Genomic DNA, 18,778 nt, shown 5'->3' on the forward strand with positions numbered 1-18,778 from the left:
CCCATTCAGGTATTTTTAAGAAATACATTTGATATACAGGTAAGGGGTAGTCTGATTGATATCATGAACCTTCCAGGTGCCATTTTTATTCTGTCTATCACCTTATTTCCTTATGTATTCTTGATTACCAGATCTTCTTTTTTGCAGCAGTCTAAAACTTTGCAAGAGGCTTCTTTTCTATTGGGAGCCAATAGGTTTAAAACTTTTTTCAAAGTAGCATTGCCCATGGCAAGACCTGCAATTGTGGCTGGCATTGCATTGGCTTCCATGGAGGTCCTCAATGATTACGGTACTGTCAAATATTTTGGGGTAAATACTTTTACCACCGGTATTTTCAGGGCTTGGTTTTCCATGGGAGATGCTTCTACTGCTATTTATCTAGCGGCCATCCTGATGGTATTTGTCTTTGTAATCCTTTATCTGGAATCCCTGCAAAGAGGAAATAGGCAATATGCTTCGACCAATGGGGTACAAAAACCTACAGCAAGGGTACACCCAACATTGGCTAAAAAATTGATGTATTCAGGAATCTGCCTTGTCATTTTTTTGCTCAGTTTTCTATTTCCCTTTCTTCAGCTGCTCAACTGGGTGAGTATGACTTACAGCAAAGTGGTCAATCAGGATTTTTTCCTTCTGATCTATAGAAGCTTTGGGCTGGCTGCCATAACAGGTCTATTTATCGTGGTTTTTTCTGTGATTTTATTGTATGCCTTGCGACTAAGTCCTTTCAAATGGGTCAAAAATATCACCAAAGTGGCAACCTTGGGATATGCTATCCCAGGAGCAGTAATTGCAGTTGGCGTGATGATCCCTTTTATCGCTTTGGATAAGTGGGTATATAGCACTTTGTTCAGCGCTAAGACAGCCAGCTTGCTCTTTTCAGGGACACTTTTTGCCCTTGTTTTTGCTTACGTTGTCAGGTTTATGGCGGTTGGTTATAATCCTGTGGAGGCAGGTTTCCAAAAAATAGGCATCCATATCAACGAGGCCAGTCGCTTATTGGGAGTCAGAAGTACCAAAACCCTTTGGAAAATTGACCTGCCTTTGATCAAAACGAGTTTGGTTTCCGGTATAATCCTGGTTTTTGTGGATGTATTAAAAGAATTACCCTTAACTTTGATCCTGCGTCCGTTCAATTACCAGACCTTGGCTACAAAAGCCTTTGATATGGCTACAAACGAGATGATTGCCGAATCAGCCAACGCTGCATTGATCATTATCCTGACAGGAATTATACCAATTATTTTCCTGAATAGACTGATCAGAAAGAGAGAACTTTAGAGCTAAATAGAAGACAACAGGATGAGTATTTTGACCCTCCAAAATGTCAATAAAAAATACGATAAGGCCCATGAGTTTGCCATTAATAATGTATCCTTTGATGTAAAGGAGGGGGAAATACTTGCATTGGTGGGAGAAAGTGGTTCGGGCAAAACGACGTTACTCCGCCTGATCGCTGGCCTTGAGCATCCTGATTCAGGTCTGATTTCCCTTTCAGGACAGGTCATCGTAGAAGGCAAAAGATCAGTGCCTGCCCATGAAAGACAAGTGGGAATGGTTTTTCAGGATTATGCTCTTTTTCCACATTTAGATATTCTGGATAACATCAAGTTTGGCCTTAAGGGAAGCAAACAGGAGGTGGATCAAAAAGCAAGGGAAACGCTCAAACTTGTCGGCTTAAAAGAGGATTTTACGAAGTATCCCCATCAGCTTTCCGGAGGGCAGCAACAAAGGGTAGCCCTGGCCCGTGCTATTGCACCCAATCCAAAGATACTCTTGATGGATGAACCTTTCAGTAACCTCGATGCCATGCTGAAAGATCAAATACGCGAAGAAATCCGCCAGATTATCAAAAAAGCTGGTATTACTGCCATTTTTGTTACCCACGATACAAAGGATGCACTTTCAACAGCAGACAGGATAGCCATTCTACACAAGGGATTTTTGCAACAGATTGATATTCCCAAAGTGCTTTACGAAGTCCCCGTGAACCCCTATGTGGCGAATTTTTTTGGAAAAAGGAATGAGATCATGGCCATTCCCACAGAGGAAGGTTACCACACTTCTTTTGGTTTTATTACTGACCCTGAGGCTAAAAAGCATAAAGGGAAGATCAAATTGATTTTCAGGCCGGAACACGGAGAAGTCGTACAACGGGATGGACAGCAACTCTCAGGTAAACTTGTTAAAACATCCTACTTTGGAAGTCATCAGATGGTCAAATTGGCCGATGATGAAGGCAAAAGGGTCACCATCCGTACCAATCCGGGAAGATCTTTTGATGGGATGGACAGGGCATGTTTCTATCTTTGGAAATACGATGTGGAAGAAGCTTTTTAGATGCTAGACTCAAGAAAAAGATGCAAGAGATAAGTAGCAAGAAGCGAGAGACGCATACTAAGGGCCAAGTCCAGTACAATTTCGAAATAGGGAATTGAACAATTAATATTTTGGAATAAAGATTTTCCTTAAGATTCGTTTTCTTTTGATTTCTGGTCACGATTGGCCTTGGCCTCTCTTTGTCATGCCGAGATTTTAAAATTTGGCATTTACGGAAAGGCAATGACATCTAGCGAACCGTCATACTGAGACGGAGCCTGCGGAGTCGAAGTATCTCCCATAATATAGGAGACCCTTCGCTTCACTCAGGGTGACGGTTAGTGTAATCTATCAATGATAGACCGAGCTTGCTGAGTCGAAGCATCTCCTAAACTATGGGAGATGCTTCGCTTCCCGGAATTCTGCGGGACAGGCAGTTCCTTGCTACCATTGACAGAAATGTACGTCACTCTGACGAAGAAAGAGTCTCCCAAAATAGAGGAGATGCTTCTCCCGAATTACTCGGGATCAGCATGACGCGTAATTTTGTCATTACCCTTTCTGTACTTTTCCAAAATGTTAAAAACTCAGAATGACGGTTGCTCCTATCTGTCAATGGTATCCCGATGGCTTGGGAGAACGGTCTCCTAAAGCAAAAGAAATCCTTCTCCTATGTGGTTAAATACTACAAACACTGATGCTTAATTCCGGTTTAAATGTTTTCTTTTATTTGGTTCTGAACTTATTACACCCCTGCATACACAATCATCCCCAATCCGAGAATAAAGAGCACAAACATTCCTGCAAGCAATAAATTGGTCCCTTTGGGGGCATCTTTGAACTCGCGCCATATAAACACACCCCAGAAAGCAGCTACCATAGTTGCCCCCTGTCCTAAACCATAAGAGATGGCTGGACCTGCTTTTTCGGCAGCGATAATGCTAAAGGACATGCCTACACACCAGATGATACCTCCCAAAACACCCACAAGGTGTACAATTGGCTTACCTTTAAAATAATCTGCCCCATACAGCTTTGGACCCTCAATAGGTTTTTTCATCATCAGGGTGTTGAAAAGAAAATTGCTCAATAAAACACCCAGTGAAAATACAAATACTGCTCCATATGGAGTGAATTTTCCTCCTTCGGGATTGCTGAAATCCAATGACATGGACTGTGCCACGAAGAAATAGAAGAAAGACATCAAAAAGCCTCCCACTAAAGCCAAAATCAAGCCTACTTTAGGATTTTTGCGGTCTTTTTGTGCCAGTTTCCTATAAGCCATGGCATCCATCACGATAGCTATTACCACTAAGATAACGCCCGCAAATAAAAGAATAGGATCCCCCTTTTGCGTTGCAAAATAATTCACAATTACACCCAAAACCAAGGCAAGACCAATTCCAACTGGAAATGCTACGGACATGCCCGCATAAGCAATGGCTGCCACAATCAGAATATTGGCCAGGTTAAAGATTACCCCGCCAATAAAGGCAAGGGAATAACTTTTTCTATCTGCCTGAAAGAGATCCTCCGTAAAGCTCCTTCCCGCATCCCCTGAACTCCCCAATGTATAGCCAAACAGCAGGGCAAGCAGTACAATTCCGATCACATAGTCCCAATAAAAAAGTTCAAAGCGCCAGTTGCTGCCAGCCAGTTTTTGTGTATTGGCCCAAGAACCCCAACACAACATGGTGATGAAACAAAACAGTACCGCGATAGAGTAAGATTCAATGATATACATGGCTAGGGTAGTTTAGGAGATATGAGTTCAAAATTTTCTAAAGTCTTGTAAAAATCCTGAATGACAGCATCTTTGTCAAAGTTTTCCCAAACACTCATCTTTCTTGGGTTATCCGGTCTTTCTATCCATTCATTGTTAATGAGTATCGGCGCAGGAATTTCTTTTTTCTCACCCCAATTTGGGTTTTTCAGAATGGCAGCAGCCACCATATCGAATAGCGCTCTTGCTGGGGGATCAGTGTAATAGTCAATATGTTCAAACAGACTGACTGCATAATCACCAAAATTGGAAAATTCACCTCCATGCCTACCAGTAATGGGGTTTTCAATTTGGGGTCCCATGCCCGGCATTTTTTCATTGATTTCTGCCTGCGTAACTTTAACTGCATCGGTACCACTGGGCTCTCCATATCGTACAGTGACCATTTCAAAGGGGACATTGGTATTCAGCACATAATTCATGGACACCGTGTCATTGTCTTGATTGTATTCCCCAGGTTTTGGATAATTGGAGCCTAACCAAACTACCCGCATTTTGGAAGCGATGGCAGGATCCTTTTCCAAAGCCAAAGCCACATTGGTCAATTTACCAACAGCCAAGAGGATCAACTCCTGTTCATGCGCTTGATTTGCTTGGTCAATGATGAAATCAACTCCTGCCTTGCCGTCAAAATCTTCCTCCTTCACAAATGGCTGTATCGACTCAAAACTGCCATCAGCGCCTTTCAAAAGGGGGATTTGTCCATAGCGCTGTCCAAGTTGAAGGATGCGCTTGGCCTCTTCATATTGCTCGTCAATATTGCCACCACTTCGAGTTGCATTGACCGTTATACCTTCTAGATCAAAAGTAGGCCCATTGACCAAAAGGTACATCAAAGCAAACTGATCATCCAATTCATTATTGGCATCCGTATCATAGATCAAGCGCACTTTAGGTGCTGGTTCAACCCCTGTCATTTCTTCAGCTACTTTTTCTCCCGATTGACAGGAAAAAAAGAGCAGTAAGAATAAAGCGATTGGGAATGTTAATTTCTTTTTCATCATTGTGTTGGGTTATGTATAGATCTTTTATTTACTATGGATTATTACCCTCCGGTAACTTACAAGGGAGGGTGTTCCCTGATCCTTCACCTCCAGGATAAGGTGAATGTTTTTTTCTCCTAAATCCGCTGGAATAATGAATTCCTGAATAGGTTCAGTAGGCTCAGAAATTTGAAAATTCCCCTCGTAGCTATCTGCATCGGCATATCGAAACCACTGAAAGCTGATGGCGTCTCCATCTATATCATAGGATGAACTCGCGTCCAAATTTAGTTTTTTACCAGGTGTTCCTTTTATATTTATGATTCGACTCGAAGCATCTCCATTGAGCGAGGCTATAGGTTCTCTATTGACCTCTCCAGGCTCTTTAATGGACCATAATAGACGGTTTTTGAAACTGTTGGTAAGGACCTCATCCCATCGGCTGAGCTCGGTCTGTGCGATATCGCAGGTATAATAGTAGTTATTGGGGAAGCTACCTCCCATTGGTTGAAACCTGGAACCCCAACTTCCATGCGTGGGGTCCAATGGATCATTCAATCCAAGTGCAGCACTCAAAAGGTAAAAGTAGGAAGGGCTGTCCCCCTCTCCTCCATTGTCATAGATTTCGGACATGGGACCATGGCCATTTACCTCAGCAGGACCGATGGGTTTTTTCCAATCAGAATCTCTGCTCCAGACATAATGCCAAAAGTGCCCATTGTCATATAATACCATACCCAAATCTACCGGAGCTTCTCCATAAGTGGGGATGGCTGTTCCAAAGTCAGCACAGGTTTCTTCCTGCATTTTGACGAAGTCGGCAAAAAACTCGAAAGAAATATCCTGGAACAGAATACCAAATAAATGCAATTTGGGAAGTAATTGCTTGAACTTTTCCTGCCCATGCTTTTCTCTAAAACGGTGTAATGCTTGCACCAAGGTAATGGTGCCTCCCCAAGCCTGAATGAAAATAGGACGCTCATCATCCTTTTCAAAAACCCGCACCAAATAATCACTTCCTTCTGAATCCTTAGGCTCTCCATGAGGAGTCAACCCTTCCCCGATCCAATCGTGATAATAGACCGAATCCCAAGAACTTGTGACATATCGGTCTGCAATATTGTTGGAAAACTCTAAGGTATTGGTAAGCCATATAATAGGAATGGCCCCCCTTCCCTGCTTGGTCACGGAAAGTATTTCTTCATAAGACGGCAGATCAGGATCATGTTTTCGCAATTGCGGCAGTTCCTCCTTATAAGCTTCCAAAATACCCATCCCCTTGTTCCAAGGTCCAGGATCATCATGGTTGAAATCCGGCAACTGATTCGTGATAATCATGGCTTCCAAGTCAAAAAGAGAAGCATAATATAAATAACGAATCAGGGAATTGCCGTCGTCATGGGTCATATCGGTCAGAATTACCGTTCTAAATTTATCAGAAGCTTCCTCCATAACCAGCACAGCCTTAGGTTGACAAGCAAAAAAGTTAAGCCCTAATGCAAAGAACATGAGTACCTGTATGGAAAGTGGAAACCTTATTTTTTTATCCATTTTTTAAGAGTATAAAGAAATTTGATAATTGATTTTAGAATTTTACCGGCATCAATAATATGTCTGAATGCTTGGATCGGTTTTGGAGTAGATGATCAGCGCGTTGACCACTAATTGATAGCCCTCTGGGAAGTCTTTGGGAACCAAGCGGATTTCATAATCTTTTTCGGGCAGTTCATAATTCCAATAGATTTCATGTTTCCGGAGATTTTGCCTGGTAGGCATCACTACCGTTTCCATAAAAGCGTCATTCAGATACACATCCAAACTGAGTTCATATTCCGAAAGATTTGGGTTTTCCTTTTCTACCCTACCGCTTATCACTACAGCCGATCCTGTAAATTTTTCTTTGAATTCTTGTTTTCCTGAGCCGAACCCTCTCCATAAATCTGTCCAGGTATTGGATATCCTTTTTACGGGATACAGGCCTTGAAAAGATTCCTCAAAGCGTACAGGTTTTACTTTTTGGTACTTGATCTCCACTTGTTCTTCTAACACTTTGCCTCCATTCCTTTCTACCATTTGTAAGGCATGACCATATCCTATATCATATACATCCAACAAGGACATGTCTGTATAAGCAAACTTTTTACTTTCTACCTTATCCAATCCTTGCTTCCAGTAATCGGGTATATTGCCGTAACCCATGATGGTTCCGAGAATACCTGCTGCATTGGCTGGGTTACAGTCTGAATCATACCCTGCCCGGGTACTGATATCGATGGTTTTGCCATAATCTCCATCTCCATACAATAAACCCAATACAATATAGGCGGCATTGACGCTGGCATCTATGTTAAAAGCTTTGAAAACACCATCAGGACAGCCTTTTTCAGCCGTCCATTTTTTTTGGATTTCAAACCAGGTCCGCTTCCAGTCATCGGGGTACATTTGATGCCATTGGATCACATCAGCAATGGTTTTGTAAAACCGGCTTTGTTCCGGAATGGCTTTCAGTGCTTCCCGGACTACAAAATGTATATTATCACTGACAAAAGCTTGTGAATACATGGCTGCCACAAAAACGCCACCATACCATCCGTCACCATAGTTCATGATATGGGCAATGGGATCCGTAATTTCGGCGGCAGCATTGATCATTCCCGGAGACATCAGGCCAGCAAAGTCTGCTTCAATCTGGAAATCGATGTCATCTGCATGGGGATTGTTTTTCCAATGTCCTGAAGCAGGAGGCATTATGCCGTTCAGAATATTATATCTTGCTGCTTGATTGGCATGCCATAAAGGATATTCGGAATTGGCAAAGGCCCTCGCATGTAACTCCGCAGTAGCATCCAGTCCATGGTCTTCAAATACCTGTACAAAAGTTAGGTCCATATACACATCATCGTAGAGGCCAGGAGAATTTTCGAACCACCAGAGCATTTGATCTTCATCCCAAGGGATAGGAACATGATCCCCGATCATGGTGCCGTTCCATTGGAATTCAGTAGGCCCACCATAAGTACAGCCTATGACTTGGCCTGCCCAGCCTCCCATTATTTTATCCTTAAGAACGGATTTTTCAATTTTGATCATCTCCCCTTCACTGATTGCCTCTTTTTCTGGATTTTCAGTCTGGCAACTGGCCAAAACCATCATCATGGGAAGGAGAGGAAAGAATTTTGAAATTTGTTTCATAGGCATTGGATTGTCTGAGGGTCTGCATGATGATGATAGGTCAATTCTTTGTCTAGCCTCCATAGGGCCACCAAGGGTTTTTGTAATAAGGGGATTCCACAGTTATTTTTTGTCCTTTTAAGCTGTATAAGAGTCTGACTTTTACCCAATGGGTCGAAGGCAGAAATTCCTTTTCAAGGGTATTGGTTGGGATATTTTTTGGTATTTCTGAAAACGCCGCTACTACTTTATTGTTAATTATCAACTCAAACCTTTGAACGACCAAATCTGTAACTGCTTTGTCAATTTCCACCCCTATGGATTTCCCGATTTCCTTTGAAAATTTCAATTCCAATTTGGGCGTACCTTCATATCCGGTGATCTTTGCCAGTAATTCGAAAAAATCCCGTTTGCGCTCAGAAGAAAGCTGCCAATTAACAGGGATACTTTGATAGCCCTGATTATACAGCTCGTTTTCTTCCGGAAGTCTAAAATCAAAAAAGCCCCAACCCGTATAACTTTGGACACTTGCAACAAAATTATTTCCCTTTTCCTCCCATCCTTGATCAGGGTTTCGCCAGGGAATATCATCCTCATTGTTCACCAAGGGTTTTGGACTGTACACGTTTTTTCTGCGGATTTCTTCAGAGATTTCTGTAATCCTTTTTTGGTCCTGAACACCATTACCGTGAATTAAAATGAAGTCCGAAGCAGCTACAATGTTGTCCGTAGGTACATGCCCTCCCGCCAAAGATGTAGAAACGTATAAACTTCTACCTTCTCTTTGTATGCTTTTGGCCAAATGAATCAATTCGTGAACCCTTTCACATTTTAAAATTTCATGGTCATAGGCTGCTACTGAGCACTCATTATTTATTTCGATAATAACATTGGTATATCCTTTGTCCAAAACCCAATTTATAGCATGCTTTACGGCATTTTTTACGGCATTATCATCGGTCAAATTCTGGTCTTCCCCAAAATAAAACAGACCTAAAATCACCACCATTTCCAAATCATCTGCTGAATCAAGGATACGTGCTGTTCTTTCCATAAAAGAGTTTCTCAAAGTGCCATCCGGATTAAAGGCAGAATTGTCCCAAGGAAAATCATTACAATAGCCAAAAGGGCACCCACCCTGAAGATTTAGTGTAAAGCCTTTCAAGCCATGTGCCTTCCATGCAGGCATGGCCTGGATAAATTCATCCGTATTTCGGTCAGGGTCCCACTCACGGGTATCAGGATAGGCCCACTGCCCTTTGGTTTTTTCATTCAGATCATCAAAAATTCCCTGTACCATTCTGGCATTAAACAATAGGCCATCAATGCTGTATTCTTTTCCATCTGAGTTTGCCCAAACTTTGTTTTCATAAGTAGGCTTACCATTAATATAGAACTTTTCATCAATTATACTTACTGCTGTTTTCCTTTGGATTTGAGAAAATCCCTGGAATGTAGGAACCAAATAGGCTAGCAGACATAAATTGAATAAGCTAAGCTTAATTTTCATGAGGTTTTCTTTTAATGTACCCTTTTAAAGGAATCCAGTTCATTCAAGTGGGGGATAGAAGATTGGGCTCCTAATTTTTGTACTGAAATGGTAGCTGCACGAAGTGCAAAATTTACTGCCTCCTTGATAGTTTTTCCTTCACCAAGCGCTACAGCCAAAGCACCGTTAAAAGTATCACCTGCTGCAGTGGTATCTTTAGCGCTTACTTTCTCTGTTGGAAGGATGCCTTCAAAAGTATTCGTATGCAAGTAAGCACCGGATGCCCCCATGGTGATGATGACATGTTGGACACCTTTCTTAAGGAAATATTCAGCTGCCTTTTTGGCACTCGCTCCATCATGCACTTTGATACCTGTCAGGAATTCCGCTTCTGTTTCATTAGGACTGATCAAAAAAAGCTGGGAAAGGAGTTCATCGGGGAGTTGTGCTGCTGGAGCGGGGTTGAGAATAATGGGTATATCCATTTTTCTGCCCAAGTTTACGGCTTCATTTACTGTTTCCAATGGAATTTCCAATTGCAGAAGAATCATATCGGCCTTTTCGAAGGCAGCTTTATTTGTCTCTAGGTCTTTTGGAAGGAGTTGATGGTTTGCACCTGGAGCCACGATGATGGTATTCTCTCCACTTTTGTCCACGTTAATCAGGGCCACACCTGATGGAACATCCGGTATTTGACTGATGTATTGCGTGTCGACTCCTTCTTTTTGGTAATTCAACAGGTTCTGCTGGCCAAAAATATCCTGGCCCAATTTGCTGATAAAACATACCTCCCCTCCTAAGCGGGAGGCTGCCACTGCCTGATTGGCACCTTTACCTCCTGGGATGAGTGAAAAATCACCGCCGATAATGGTTTCACCAGGGGCAGGGAAATGGTCAGACTGTATGACCATGTCCATATTCGCACTGCCGATGACAAGTATTTTGGGTTTTGGGGACATACCTTATATCTGATCTAAAAGCCTTTTATCAAAGGGAATACTTTGGAGCTTGAATTTTGGGAAGCGAAATTTTTATCACAACTGAATTTGAAGTATTATTATACTGATCTTATCCAAAAGTAGCAAATAATTTGTGGATTATTGGTGTACATTTCATTTGGATAGCATTAACCTTAAACCCATTGTAGCATGAAAAAAAACAATTCCGATTTTTCCAGAAGGAAGTTCCTTGGAGCGGGTATGCTTGGTGCTGCCGGACTTTCTTTCCTTCCGGGTTTGGGCATAGCTGCCCAGGATATTCCCCGAGAGAGGGAAGACATTCATCAGATCCGATTAGGCTTTATTGGCGTCGGCAGACAGGCCATGGGTATTTTAAATGGCATGATGCGGATACCGGGTGTGGAGGTTTTGGCCTGTGCAGATGTATATGAGATCAAAAGGGAACGCTTCAAACTTCGTGTAAACCGCATCGCCAATGAACTGGGAAAATCCAGCCCTAAGGTGGATGTTTATGCTAATTACAAGGACCTTTTGGCCAGGCCTGATATCGATGCAGTGGTGATTGCCTCCCCGGACCATTGGCATGCCCTTATGGCCATTGATGCCTGTCTTGCAGGTAAAGATATATATCTGGAAAAGCCTTTGACGCTGACCATCAAAGAAGGGCAGGAATTGGTCAAGGCAGTGAGAAGCACGGGGGCCGTATTGGCTGTGGGTAGTCAGCAGCGCTCTGACCTCAACTTCCAGCATGCTGCAAGAATGGTGCTCAGAGGGAAAATTGGTAAAGTGGAGAAAGTTTTGGTGCATGTGGGCCAACCCGAGCATCCTAAAGCCTTCGACCTGGAGCAACAATCCATTCCAGAGGGATTGGATTGGCAAGCTTGGTTGGGTCCTTTGCCAGCCATGCATTTCAATGAACAGCTCAACCCACCTATTTCCATTGATCCGGAGGAAAATGAAAAATTATGGGGTGCCTGGCGTTGGTTTAAGGAAACTGGGGGAGGCTACATGACAGATTGGGGAGCGCATATGTTTGATATTGCCCAATGGGGCTTGGGAATGGACAGAAGCGGTCCTGTCAAAGTTGTTCCTGCCTCCGATGGTATTCCTTTGACCTATCATTACGCCAATGGGGTAGAAATGATCGTTGGTCCTTTTGATGAAGGCAGACAAGGTGTTAAATTTATGGGAGATAAAGGCTGGATCAAGGTTTCCAGAGGACAGTTTAATGCCTCGGATGACAGCCTTAAACCCACCATGGAGCGGCCCAGTTTAGGCTATCCACCACATTATTGGGATTTCATTGATTCTGTATTGAAAAGAAAAGATCCAATCGTACCGGTAGAAGTAGGGCACAGTACCTGTATTATCTGCACTATTGGAAATATTGCCCATGAGTTGGGCAGGCCATTGGATTGGGATCCACATCTTCAAACTTTTCCCAATGACTGGGAGGCGCAGTCCAGGCTGCATTATAATTACGAAAACGGCTATACCATTTAACCCAGCTTACTATGAATAAGAGACGAGATTTCCTTAAATTATCAGGAGCATTGGCTTTGGGTACAATTTTAAAACCCGGGACACTTTTGGCAGATAATTTGGCCAAAAAGCCTATTGGCTTGCAATTGTATTCCCTTCGGGCAGCCATGAGGGAAGACCCTCAAAATACCATGAGACTGGTGTCATCAATTGGATATAAAAGTCTGGAAACAGCCAATTATGCCGATGGGAAAGTATATGATATGGAGCCTATCTTTTTTAAAAAATACATTGAAGATCTGGGAATGAAACTCAGGTCTGCCCATGTGGGAGGACCAAGGGAATATGATCCCGCGAAAAAAGAGGAAACCTTGGATTGGTGGAAAAAAGCCTTTGCTGACCACAAAATCATGGGAGCAAAATACATCATCAAACCTTCCATGCCCATTCCTACTACCCTTAAAGAACTGGATATTTGGTGCGATTACTACAATTCAATTGGAGAAATTGCCAAAAAATCAGGAATGAAGTTTGGTTTTCATAACCATGCCCGCGAATTTGAAGCCATAGAGGGTAAAATCATGATGGATTACATGATAGAGCACACGGATCCAAAATTGGTATGTTATGAGCTTGATGTGTATTGGAGCCAAAAGGGAGGTCAGGATCCTGTAGCATATCTTGAAAGGTATGCAGGACGTTTTCCTTTATTGCATATTAAGGATGAAGAGGAAATCGGGGCCAGTGGGACCATGGACTTTGATTCCATTTTCAAAGCAGCTTACAAGCAGGGAATGAAGGATTATTTTGTGGAAGTTGAAAGGTACAATTTCGATCCTATTGAAAGTGTTCAAAGAAGTTTTGCGTTTTTAGATTCCGCTCCCTATGTGAAGTAAACCATGCTGTTTTCTATGAAACAATCCTTTACAATCCTGGTCTTTTCACTGGGGTTGCTTTGTTTTAAACTGGTACCGCCGGATGTTTTTAGCTTGGGTAATGTAATGGCAAAGCCTGAAGGCCATTACCCAATCCCAGAAAGAGATAACTTTGAAGAAATACAAAAGCCCAGCAAGTATTCAGGCATGACCTGGAAAGCGCATTGGGTGAGCTTGCCTGAAAATGATCTTCCTCCATATGCAGTAGTACAGGCCAGAAATGAATGGGAGGTTGAATCTATACCCTCTGAGTTATGGATAGACATTTCGGCTGTAATCCGATATAAACTATTTATTAATGGAAAGTATATCGGACAGGGGCCAGCTAACAATGATCTGAAGCATTACAGTTATGATACTTATGATATTTCCGAACACTTACATAAGGGTAAAAATGTGATTGGGATTACAGTATTCTCCCTGGGTGAGATGAATCCAATAAGGTACCATGACCTTGGTTTGAGGTTTATAGTTAGGACCGAACACCCTGCTTTTGAGAAATCCCTTAATACCGGCACAGGGGAATGGAAATTAAAGGTTAATTCAGCCCATCAGGCCACCTACAGGGGAGAGGACTTTGAAATTTATGGGTACTTTGCCATGGGAGGCGGAGAGGAGATTGACGGTGGGAAATACCCATGGTCTTGGCATACATTGAGTTTTAATGACATGGAATGGAAAAACCCCAGAATACTGGATCCTGGAAGGCCTTATGGTCATAGTCATTCCTATGGACATGCTGAAATTAGCTTGAATAAAAGGGAAATTCCAATGATGAATGAGGAGGAAGAATTACCTCCACGTATCAGAAGAATTTCGGGTTATTGGGATGAAAAACTTATGGAAAGTTGGCAAAAAAAACAATCCCTGCGTATACCTTCCAATACTTCAGCAACCCTATTGTTAGATCAGGAATATATTACTAAGGGCCATACCTTTTTTTCCTTTTCTAAAGGAAAGAATGCTGTCATCGAGGTATCCTATGCTGAGACGCTTTTTGGTCCGGATAGAAAACAGGGTCATAGAGACGAGATCGAGGGAAAACAACTGATTGGTCAAAAAGACAGGTATATTTTGGAAGGAGGTCTGAATAGGATTTATTCACAATTATTACCAAGAACCTGGCGGTATATTGAACTCCATATCCAAACTAAAGAGGAAGAACTTATTTTGGACAATTATATTGCTCACAAGTTTTATTACCCCTTCGAGCAGGCTGGAAGCTTTAAATCTCCCTTCAAGGTCCATCAAGATATTTGGGAAGTGGGCTGGAGAACTGCTTTGCTTTGCGCCGATGAAACTTACATGGATTGCCCTTATTATGAGCAGTTACAATACCTTGGAGATACACGTATTCAGGCCTTGATTTCACTATATGCTTCAGGTGATGACCGCTTGATGAAGAATGCTATCAAGCAATTTGCCCATTCTATTACTGACGAGGGGATTACCCAGAGCCGTTATCCTTCCAGTCTACCACAGATGATTCCACCTTTTGCTTTGTTTTGGATCAATATGCTTCATGACTACTACATGCATCGAGAGGACCCGGAATTTATAAAGGAATATCTTCCCCAAGTAGTTTCTATTCTGTACTGGTTTGAAAATAAACTGGAGCATGATTTTGTCCTTGGTCCTATGCCATGGTGGTCTTATACTGATGTTACAGGTTGGGAGATGGCTTCACCTCCAGGATTTGCAGATGGAGGTTCTCTGGTTATGACCTTGCAATATGTTTATGCTATACAGGAGGCTATCCCTCTTTTTGAGACATTTGGTAAACAATATCTTGCAGATCATTTTAAGAATTTATCCACAATGATCAAGCAAGAGGTGTTCAGCAAAGGATGGGATAGCAAAAGGAGAATGCTGGCGGATAAGGCAGATAAAAAAACATATAGTCAACATGCAAATATTTTTGCAATTCTGACTGAAACTGTGGATAAATCAATGCATGAGGAACTTTTCCAAAGGATTATTCAAGAAGAGGACTTGACTCAAGCGAATATATATTTCAGGTTTTACCTAACAAGAGCGGCTCAAAAAACTGGTAATGGGGATTATTTTATCAATAACCTACAGACGTGGGAACGCATGCTAGAAGAAGGATTGACTACCTTTGCAGAGCATGAATTCCAGACAAGGTCAGATTGCCATGCCTGGAGTGCCAGTCCGAATTTTGAGTTTTTACACACAGTCTGTGGCATCCAACCTGCCGAGGCATATTTCAAATCGGTAGTAATAGCCCCTAATCCCGGAAGTTTATCCTCATTTGAAGGTACTATGCCCCACCCAAAAGGGAAGATTCACACCCAATACAATTTTAAAATACAAAAAGCGATGATAGAACTGCCCGAAGGATTAAATGGTACCTTTCTTTGGAATGGTAAGCAATACAATCTTATGTCAGGGAAGAATACAATTACATGGTAACACGAAACCCAACTGATAATGACTATGAAAAAGACATCACAATTATTTCTCTTAAGCGTTTGCCTGATTTATGCCTGTGGCCCTCAGGAAAAAAGTCAAGACCAAAGTGTCCAAGAAACTTTTGAGCCCAATCCACAGGAAATGGGAGAACAGCCTGTGGGCAAATTGGCCATAGGAGACAAAGCGCCTTATTTCAATTTACCTAATGTGGATGGACAATATGTTTCTATAGATGATTTTAAAGATGCGGATGTACTGGTGATCAATTTTACCTGCAACCATTGCCCCACTGCCCAAGCCTATGAAGAGCGGTTTATCAATTTGGTAGATGAATACAAGACTAAAGGAGTCGCATTTGTGGCTATTTCTCCCAATAGTCCTATAGGTATTTTACCTGAAGAGTTGGGATATACAGACTTGAATGATGATTACCATAGCATGCAAATCCGCCACGAAGATTTGAATTACAATTTTCCTTACCTCTATGATGGAGATACACATGAGTATTCTTTGGCCTATGGTCCAGTAGCCACACCGCATGTTTTTGTATTTGATAAGGACAGGAAATTGACTTATTCAGGAAGGTTAGATACCTCAGAAAAACCAGGTACAGCAAATGCTGAAGACCTCAGACATGCGATTGACATGACATTGGCAGGAGAAGCTTTGGATGTGGAAAAAGCCATTACACCTGCTTTCGGTTGTTCGACCAAATGGGCCTGGAAAAATGAATTCACGATCAAAACCAATGAGGAATGGAAGAGAAAACCGGTAACCGTGGAAAAGTTATCCACATCTGGTTTGGAAGATTTACTAAAAAATGAAACAGATGAGCTGCTCTTGGTAAACTTCTGGGCGACCTGGTGTGGCCCTTGCATTGTAGAATATCCTGAATTTATAGAGATACAGCGAATGTATGGAGCCAGAGATTTCCAGTTTGTATCCATTAGTATGGATAATCCCGAACAGGAAGACAAGGTTTTGAAATTTCTACAATCCAAATATTCTGCAATACCAAATTTCCTCATGGATACAGATGATAAATATGCAGTGATCGAAGTGGTCAAAAATGAATGGGATGGGAGTTTGCCATTGACCTTATTGATCGAACCGGGAGGAAATGTGGTGTATAAAGTGCCGGGAACCATCAAACCTCTGGAAATGAGAAGGGCCATCGTGGATCATCCTATGATTGGGAGATATTATTGATGAGAAGCGAGAAGCAAGAGACGAGAATTTAGAAACAAGAGGTAAGAAGCAAGAAACAAGAGATAAGACTAAAGAGTCTTTTGTTTTCTTTTGTCACTTTTTCGGTTCAAAATGATAGCCACTAAGACACGAAGGCACAAAGTTTTGAATAGGGAATAATATTGACCACCTGATGAGAAGCGAGAGACGAGAATTTAGAAAAAAATTAATTTGGATGTTGGAGCAAATTCCTTATCACTTGAAGTTAAATTGTGGATAACTTTTGTTCTCTTTTGTGGTTCAATATGATTGGGGTAATGTGTTGAATTAGGGAATGATTTTGACAACATAGTGACATAGAGGTCATAGTTTAACCACTATTGAAGCACCTTGTGATATTGGACCAGTAATGACTGAAATGTTCGTCATTCTGAGATTTTAAAACTTGGCATCTACAGAAAGGCAATGACATCACGTGATCCGTCATCCTGAATCCGAGGTACAGCCTGTCCCGCTAAGCGGGAAGGATGAAGGATCCCCTAATATTTTGGAGACCTTTCGTTTCACTCAAGGTGACGCAGTTTTATTTCATTGGTAGCGAGGGACGACGGAAGAACCTCCCAAAATAGAGGAGATCCTTTACCTCCGCAGGCTGCGGTTCAGGACGACGCTTCAATAACTGTCATTACTTTTTCTGGACATTCCCCTAAATGTTAAATTCTCAGTGTGACGTGGAGAAAAACATATGCTTCAATTCACTAAGGGGGAGTTCTTCCATCACTTCCCTGACTGAGGTATCTTTATCTTCATGCCAATTTACGAGTCTTATAAATCCATCCGCAATTTCAATTCCTGTAATGCTGTGGTCACTGTAGCAGCAGCAACCTGCATTAAAGTAGGTGGGTTTGTATTTGATGGTTTTATTTGCTTCTTTTTCACACTGACTGGGGTGCCGGGCGATTTTCTCGGAAATTTCATTGGCCAAGGGTTGATTGCCACTTGTAAGGGCTTCTTCCAATTGTTGTTTCAATGCATTGATGTGGCTGTAAGAATGAAAAATGGGTTGGTGGGTATGTCCAGTGACGAGAATCAGGTTATTCTGTTCCTGACTCCATTCATACATGAGACGGTTGTGCAAGGTCTTTTCTCCTTGTATACTAGCTGGTGTATTGATGTTGATATCTAAAAATGACTGTAAGGGTGCCCATATATAGGTGACAAACCAAATGGAGAAGGCATTGCCGTCCGAACGCTTGTCCCCTTGATGGCCGTGGGTACAAAAAACATCAATATGTTTTCCTTCCTCATATTTGACCCGAATCACAATGGCCCCATAAATATTTATGGCTTTTCCATAGATTTCCCTGAGAAACATGTTGGAAAAGGGATCAATCTTCCAAAACATGTCATGGTTACCATAAATCTTGTAATATGCATTCCGATTTACAAATTTCTTTTCAGCCTCAAAGGTGGCTTCATTGTGTTTGATGATGGAAAAGATATTGAATTTCCAGAATTCTTCCGCATCACCCAGGTTGATGTAATTCGCTCCTTTTTTGTCATAGTATTCCAAAGCAGCCAAGTAGTTTTTTTCCGAAAAACGGAATTCATCACTCCGGCCGCGGTTGCCCTTATGGTGGTCTGAAAAAATGATGGTGGTGCCGTTTTTTAAATCCAAATTGTAAAGCGCCCCTTGCTTGGATTTGGGCTTATCCACAATGTCCTGATACAACTCGCTTAACCTTTGAAAGATGTAAGCTTTGTCCGGCGCTGAGGAAACCTTTTTGGACAACCATAAGACAGGCTTTCTCAAAAGAAAAACGATGGGTGCTTTAAGGATTTCTAAAAATTTCTGGAGCATGAAATATGGTTTTCAAAAGCTTGGTGGGAATATAACCAAATTTTCTTTAATGGGAGAAATGTACGTCACTCTGAGTGAAGCGAAGAGTCTCCTATTTTATGGGAGATACTTCGACTCCGCAGGCTCCGTCTCAGTATGACGGTTCGCTAGATGTCATTGCCTTTCTGTAAATGGG

At 41.9% G+C, this 18,778-nt stretch carries 14 protein-coding genes; 7 read left to right on the forward strand and 7 right to left on the reverse strand.

Translation table 11 applies throughout. From position 1 onward, the window contains the following. The 3 genes from QZT73_RS00735 to QZT73_RS00745 form a co-directional block, all read left to right on the forward strand. The coding region (locus QZT73_RS00735) for an iron ABC transporter permease (protein ID WP_291786122.1) at positions 1-1,281 on the forward strand (1,281 nt) is incomplete at its 5' end. A 21-nt stretch (positions 1,282-1,302) separates the two neighbouring features. Next, complete coding sequence (locus QZT73_RS00740) at positions 1,303-2,340, forward strand: ABC transporter ATP-binding protein (RefSeq protein ID WP_291781442.1); 1,038 nt, start codon at positions 1,303-1,305, stop codon at positions 2,338-2,340. A gap of 374 nt (positions 2,341-2,714) precedes the next feature. Beyond that, positions 2,715-2,915 carry a hypothetical protein gene (locus QZT73_RS00745; RefSeq protein WP_291781444.1) on the forward strand — a complete coding sequence of 67 codons (201 nt, stop codon included), beginning with the start codon at positions 2,715-2,717 and terminating at the stop codon, positions 2,913-2,915. 149 nt (positions 2,916-3,064) lie between these two features. On the opposite strand, the gene QZT73_RS00750 is transcribed toward QZT73_RS00745, so the two are convergent. From QZT73_RS00750 to rbsK, 6 genes are read right to left on the reverse strand one after another with little or no spacing between them, the layout of a single operon-like run. Beyond that, on the reverse strand, positions 3,065-4,063 hold the full coding sequence (locus QZT73_RS00750; protein WP_291781447.1) for a GRP family sugar transporter: 999 nt from the start codon (positions 4,061-4,063) through the stop codon (positions 3,065-3,067). A 2-nt stretch (positions 4,064-4,065) separates the two neighbouring features. Further along, positions 4,066-5,103, reverse strand: a complete 1,038-nt coding sequence (locus QZT73_RS00755) for a nucleoside hydrolase (protein ID WP_291786124.1) — start codon at positions 5,101-5,103, stop codon at positions 4,066-4,068. Between the two features lie 27 nt (positions 5,104-5,130). Beyond that, positions 5,131-6,636 (reverse strand): nucleoside hydrolase-like domain-containing protein, encoded by a 1,506-nt coding sequence (locus QZT73_RS00760; protein WP_291786126.1) that lies wholly within the window; start codon positions 6,634-6,636, stop codon positions 5,131-5,133. 51 nt (positions 6,637-6,687) lie between these two features. Continuing rightward, entirely contained in the window at positions 6,688-8,277 is a 1,590-nt protein-coding gene (locus QZT73_RS00765; RefSeq protein WP_291781456.1) for an ADP-ribosylglycohydrolase family protein, read from the reverse strand. Positions 8,278-8,329: 52 nt separating this feature from the next. Beyond that, positions 8,330-9,766, reverse strand: a complete 1,437-nt coding sequence (locus tag QZT73_RS00770; protein WP_291786128.1) for a hypothetical protein — start codon at positions 9,764-9,766, stop codon at positions 8,330-8,332. Between the two features lie 11 nt (positions 9,767-9,777). Further along, positions 9,778-10,704, reverse strand: coding sequence for a ribokinase (gene rbsK, locus QZT73_RS00775; RefSeq protein WP_291781463.1), 927 nt, complete (start codon positions 10,702-10,704; stop codon positions 9,778-9,780). Positions 10,705-10,893: 189 nt separating this feature from the next. Between rbsK and QZT73_RS00780 the strand changes: the two genes are divergently transcribed. Genes QZT73_RS00780 through QZT73_RS00795 form a run of 4 tightly spaced genes read left to right on the forward strand, consistent with a single transcriptional unit; the run spans position 10,894 to position 16,763 of the window. Continuing rightward, on the forward strand, positions 10,894-12,207 hold the full coding sequence (locus QZT73_RS00780; protein ID WP_291786131.1) for a Gfo/Idh/MocA family oxidoreductase: 1,314 nt from the start codon (positions 10,894-10,896) through the stop codon (positions 12,205-12,207). An 11-nt stretch (positions 12,208-12,218) separates the two neighbouring features. Then, the gene (locus QZT73_RS00785; protein ID WP_291781468.1) at positions 12,219-13,082 is read left to right on the forward strand and encodes a sugar phosphate isomerase/epimerase; all 864 of its coding nucleotides are present in this window, start codon (positions 12,219-12,221) and stop codon (positions 13,080-13,082) included. 15 nt (positions 13,083-13,097) lie between these two features. Then, entirely contained in the window at positions 13,098-15,554 is a 2,457-nt protein-coding gene (locus QZT73_RS00790) for an alpha-L-rhamnosidase N-terminal domain-containing protein (RefSeq protein WP_291781471.1), read from the forward strand. Between the two features lie 24 nt (positions 15,555-15,578). Further along, positions 15,579-16,763 (forward strand): redoxin domain-containing protein, encoded by a 1,185-nt coding sequence (locus QZT73_RS00795; protein ID WP_291781474.1) that lies wholly within the window; start codon positions 15,579-15,581, stop codon positions 16,761-16,763. Between the two features lie 700 nt (positions 16,764-17,463). Here QZT73_RS00795 and QZT73_RS00800 read toward each other — a convergent pair. Next, complete coding sequence (locus QZT73_RS00800) at positions 17,464-18,603, reverse strand: metallophosphoesterase (RefSeq protein WP_291786133.1); 1,140 nt, start codon at positions 18,601-18,603, stop codon at positions 17,464-17,466. Positions 18,604-18,778 lie beyond the last annotated feature (175 nt).

Origin of the sequence: Cecembia sp. (genome assembly GCF_007126775.1) — a bacterium.
Lineage (GTDB): Bacteria > Bacteroidota > Bacteroidia > Cytophagales > Cyclobacteriaceae > Cecembia.